The organism is Neptunomonas sp. ABH4_499, from assembly GCF_056160565.1.
The window spans coordinates 1-2369 of sequence record NZ_JBSWXK010000034.1 but is presented as its reverse complement, the minus strand read 5'-3'; the positions used below and the strand labels follow the sequence as shown (position 1 = coordinate 2369).

Genomic DNA, 2369 nt, shown 5'->3' with positions numbered 1-2369 from the left:
TGTATTTGATCGGGTTATTGGAAAGAAGAGAAATGAACGCACAGAGCCTGAGTTTGGTCCGTGCGTAAAGGGTGTTTTTCAGGGGTGACTAAGGAGTGTCCATGAAAACCATAGAAGGGGATCTCATTAAGCTTGCGCTAGAAGGGCAGTTTGATGTCATCGTCCACGGGTGTAACTGCTTCTGCGCTATGGGAGCGGGTATCGCGAAGTCGATCAAATCAGAATTCCCAGAGGCCTTTGAAGCTGACCTTACAACCGAAAAGGGGGCAAAGCAGAAGCTAGGCTCCTATTCACAGGTAATGGTCACCAGAAACGGCAATTCCATAACGATCATAAATGCTTACACGCAGTTCCACTGGGGTGGGCAAGGCGTTAAAGCTGACTATGATGCAATCAGATGTGTTTTCTCCCAATTGAAAGCGGAATTCGGTGACGCTCGTATAGGTTATCCCATGATAGGTGCGGGCCTTGCCGGTGGTGATTGGAGTGTTATTTCTCAAATCATTGATACCGAGCTGTCTGGTTGCAACCACACGTTAGTGAAGTATCTACCCTAAGCCTGTGTAGCGACGAAATATGAATAAAAGATCTAAAACGAATAGAAAGTCTGGATTGGAGATAAAATGAAAGCCCAATATTTTGCATTACTGTTTTTGTTTGCCCTTGGCGGTTGTTCCTCAGTGCCAAGTGTGCAATTAGATAAAGAAAACTTTGAACAACTTCAAACCATACGTATCGAATCCAACCCAGATAATAATTCAATGTTACATGCCGTAAGTACCGTTGAAGTTCAACTCATTGGTCAATTCCCTACGGGGAATGCTGGTGATGGTATGGGCTTAAGGGAACTTACGCTGAAATACATGGAAGATGAGCAAGTTAGTTTAAATGATATGATTCGCCATCAATTCATTGAAAAGGTAAAAGCTGATAACCTGAAAGTGATCTTTGATCAAAACTCTGATAATAAATTGATCATGACAATTAATGTGGCTGTATTGGGTAGAGTACACGGTTTCTCTGATGAGTTCAGTGCACGCTTTAATATTGCAGGACAGCTATTTGATGGCTCTGGTACTTTGATTTGGTCTTATAACGCGGTGCCTTCGTCTCCCCTAGCTCTCGGTTACTCGATAACGCTAGAGGACTTATTCTCATCGAGAGAAGTTATGCTTGATTTTTTTGAGGCTGCATCCGATGAGTCTGTTCAAAAATTGTACGATAACTTCAGAAGAAATCTAAATAAGTAAGGGGGGCTAAGGTGGCCGTTTAATTACTACAACTCATTGCGGTGCCCAAACGAACTTACGGATTTGGAATGAGTTGGCCAGTGTATTACTGAGGATAACAACCTTATCCAGTTGATCGAGCGCGATTTTGAGTAACCTGTATCGCAAAGCAGACTGCAGTGTGCAGCCTGCTTAGGGATCAATCATTAAAACATGGTGTTATCGTTTGCGGACTCGCTTGGAACTGGTTGAATGACATCCCAATGCTCTACGATCATTCCGTTTTCCACTCGGAATAGGTCAATCACCGCTTCGCCTAAATCGTCTTTACCGTTGGTAGATTGCACGTGTAACCATACAAGGTCCCCATCGGCTGCCGAGCGCACGATGCGTGCTTTTGATTCTGGGTTTTCTTTAAAAAAGCCATTAAAGAAGTTTACGAAGGGGGCTTTACCGTCTGGCACGTGTGGGTTGTGCTGAATGTAACTATCGGCGACGACCTTAGCTGCATCGTTAACATTATGGTTGTTAAAAAAGTCATTGTAGAAGTTAACTACTAAAGCACGATTGGCTTCTTCTTGGTCTATGTCTCTTTTCTCCGCAAGTGCGTTTAGTGACATTGTTGCGAATAAAATCGATGCCGCTAGAGCGCCGGATTTCATATTTAAATAACTCATTGTGTCTCCTAATTAATCAAGGGTCTAAAAATTAGACTTAGGATGATATATAAAATTTAGAAGTGTACAAGAAGTCACAAAAATGAGACTAGGTCAGATAAATATGACCTATACATTAAGGGGGGATCTATAAGGTGCTATTTTGAAATTGTTTTGGATTTATAGATAAGAAATACCATTGGCACTTTTACCAAGTGTTTTGTTGATTATATTTTATTATATCTATCATCTCATTCGTTAATCGAATTTAGGTGTATTGGTATGTCTGGTGTTGATGCTTCCAAAAATAATTATATTTTCGAACAGCCTTGCCCGATAAGGGATGTGCTTGATCGGGTTGGGGACCAATGGAGTCTGTTGATTCTGGAGTCGCTAGTCGCCCCTGAAAAAAACGTAACCGTATGATTTATAGTGGTTTATAATGCGGTTCGAATATGGAAAACCCGCTTTTTTTGCCCTTCAG

At 41.7% G+C, this 2369-nt stretch carries 3 protein-coding genes; 2 read left to right on the top strand and 1 reads right to left on the bottom strand.

What is annotated here, in order from left to right; all coding sequences use genetic code 11:
* The first annotated feature begins 101 nt into the window (after positions 1–101).
* Positions 102–557: a macro domain-containing protein gene (locus ACXAF9_RS18095; protein ID WP_475076799.1), complete on the top strand. Its 456-nt coding sequence runs from the start codon at positions 102–104 to the stop codon at positions 555–557.
* A 66-nt stretch (positions 558–623) separates the two neighbouring features.
* Entirely contained in the window at positions 624–1250 is a 627-nt protein-coding gene (locus ACXAF9_RS18090) for a hypothetical protein (protein WP_475076797.1), read from the top strand.
* A gap of 185 nt (positions 1251–1435) precedes the next feature.
* On the opposite strand, the gene ACXAF9_RS18085 is transcribed toward ACXAF9_RS18090, so the two are convergent.
* Complete coding sequence (locus ACXAF9_RS18085; protein ID WP_475076793.1) at positions 1436–1906, bottom strand: nuclear transport factor 2 family protein; 471 nt, start codon at positions 1904–1906, stop codon at positions 1436–1438.
* Between the last annotated feature and the right edge of the window lie 463 nt (positions 1907–2369).